The organism is Allobosea sp. P1_A7 (genome assembly GCF_056406775.1).
In genome coordinates this window covers 1-2,605 of the sequence record NZ_JBFTZN010000474.1, presented here as the reverse complement: position 1 = coordinate 2,605, position 2,605 = coordinate 1, and the positions used below count along the sequence as shown (strand labels likewise).

General features: G+C 67.3%; 2 protein-coding genes. Both read left to right on the top strand.

Features of this window, described 5'->3' with window-relative positions; translation table 11 throughout:
• The coding region (locus AC1D34_RS36490; RefSeq protein WP_476826893.1) for a dihydrolipoamide acetyltransferase family protein at positions 1 to 1,184 on the top strand (1,184 nt) is incomplete at its 5' end.
• Entirely contained in the window at positions 1,181 to 2,353 is a 1,173-nt protein-coding gene (locus AC1D34_RS36485) for an acyl-CoA dehydrogenase family protein (protein ID WP_441488414.1), read from the top strand. The genes AC1D34_RS36490 and AC1D34_RS36485, both read left to right, overlap by 4 nt.
• Positions 2,354 to 2,605 lie beyond the last annotated feature (252 nt).

The window sequence follows — 2,605 nt, the reverse complement described above, 5'->3', positions numbered from 1 at the left end:
CCGAGGGCCTGCTCGCGTCCTGGCGCGTCGGTCTGGGCGACAGGGTTGCGGCCGGCGACATCCTGTTCATCGTCGAGACCGAGAAGATCGCGACCGAGATCGAGGCCCAGCAGGCCGGCAGCATCGGCGAAATCCTGATCCCGGAAGGCGAGACGGTCCCTGTCGGCGCCGTGCTCGCAACCTGGGCCGGCGCGGCCCCGGCTGCCGGGGTGCAGAAGGCCGCAGCTCCGGAGATGACCGCGGCCAAGCCGGCACCGGAACCGGTGTCCGTGCCGGCGCCAGTTGCGGGGGATCGCGTGATCGCGACGCCGCTGGCGCGGCGCATCGCCCGCCGGCATGGCCTGGACCTGGCCTTGGTCGCAGGCTCCGGCCCGCGCGGCAGGATCAAGCAGGCCGATGTCCAGGCGGCTCTGGCAGCGACCATCGCACCGACCGAGGCGAACGCCCGACCGACTCCGGCCGTGCGAGCGACGTCCGACCGGCGACGCCCCGCCAGCACCATGGAAAGGATCGTCGCGCGCCGGCTGACCCTGTCCAAGCAKACGATCCCGCATTTCTACGTTCATGCCGAGGCCGATATCTCGCGGCTGCTGGACCTGCGCGAGGAATTGAACGGCAGCGGCGGGCAGACCCGCCTGAGCATCACGCATTTCATCATGGCGGCGGTGGGCCGGGCCCTGGTCGAGATGCCGGCCTGCAACCTGCTCTGGGCCGAGGACGAGATCATCGAGCTCGCCAGTCCGGATGTCGGGCTCGCGGTCGACAGCGAACGGGGCCTGCTCGTGCCGGTGCTTCGTGAGGCCGGCCACCTAAGCCTGGATGCGGTCGCTGACGGGTGCGGCGATCTCGTTGCCCGCGCCCGCTCCGGACGCCTCGCGAGCGCCGAGCTCGAAGGCGGCGCCATCTCTGTCTCCAATGTCGGCATGTTCGGCGCCTCGCATCTCGTGCCGATCATCAATCCCGGCCAGTCGGCCATTCTCGGCGTCGCGGCGCAGAAGCCGGTCTTCCGGCCGGATGCGAATGGCCTGCCGAGCCTGCGGCGCGAAATCGGTCTGGTTCTCTCCTGCGACCACCGCGTGCTCGACGGCGTGCGGGCGGCGCGCTTCCTCGATCACATCGTCAACACCCTTGAAAACCCGTTGCGGCTGCTGCGCCAGCGCGCGGCGGAGCGGAGGCCAGCATGAATTTCGACCGCAGCGACGAGCAACAGATGCTGGCGGAAACCGCGCGGCGGGTCGGCGAAAAGTTCGGCCTGGACTACTGGCGCGAGCTCGACGCGAAGAAGGAATTTCCCAGCGCCGTCTGGCGCGAGATCTGCGCGGCCGGGCTCTGCGGCATCGCGATCCCGGAGGAATATGGTGGCGCCGGGCTCGGCATGGCCGAAGTCGCGATCGCGGTCGAGAACCTTTGCGCGGCGGCCGGCGGGTCGACGCTGAGCCAGATGTTCATGTGCAATCCGGTCTTTGGCGGGGTGACCATCAGCCGCTTCGGCACCGAGGCGATGAAGCGCGAGCTCTTGCCGGCGCTGGTGGCGGGCGACGCGCTGTTCGCGATGGCGCTGACCGAGCCGGATGCCGGTACGAATTCGCTCGCGCTCAAGACATTCGCCCGCACTGACGGCAATGGCTGGCGCCTCAACGGCCAGAAGATCTGGATCACCGCGGTGCCCCAGGCCACGAAGATGCTGGTCGTCGCGCGCACCCGCAAGCTCGAGGAGGTCAGCCGCAAGACCGACGGCATCAGTCTCTTCCTCATCGATGTCGACAGGGCGGGGCTGACCCATCAGGCGATCGAGAAGGTCGGCACCAACACCTTGCCCTCCAGCGCCGTGTTCTTCGAGGATGTGCGCGTCGAGGGGCATGAGCTCGTCGGCACGCTCGATGGCGGCTTTCGCGAATTGCTCGACGTGCTGAACACCGAGCGCATCGTCACCACGGCCGGGCTGGTCGGCACGGCCGAACTCGCGATCCGGCTTGCAGCCGACTATGCCCGCGAACGCAAGATCTTCAACGGCGCGGCGATCGGCTCCTATCAGGGCATCCAGTTCCCACTCGCCGAGGCGCATATCCAGCTGGAATGCGCCAGGCTGATGAACCAGAAGGCGGCGGCGCTCTACGACCAGGGCAAGCCCTATGGCAGCGAGGCCAATATGGCGAAATGGCTTGCCGGCCACGCCGCGGGGCTGGCGACGGACCGCGCCATCCAGACCCTCGGCGGCATGGGTTATGCGAAGGAATACCATGTCGAGCGGCTCTGGCGCGACGCGCGCCTGTTCCGCGTCGCTCCGGTCTCGGAGGAGATGATCCTCAACTATGTCGCCCAGCATGACCTGGGGCTGCCGCGCTCCTACTAGGGCATCGGCCCGAAAAGTGGATTGCGGTTCTCGGGAAAGCCGATGCCATCACAAAGGGTTAGATCATCGGACCGGATACGATTTCCCTGTCTGATGATCTAGGTGTGAGCTCTCAATAGGTTGTCCATCCGGTCCCGAGCGAGGAAGCTGAGGTTGCGAAGCTTCAGTCTCCATCGAAGGAGGACCGGATGAACATCCACAAGAATGCCCGTCTGACGCAGTTGGGTCGAGAGCGGATCGTGCGCATGGCGG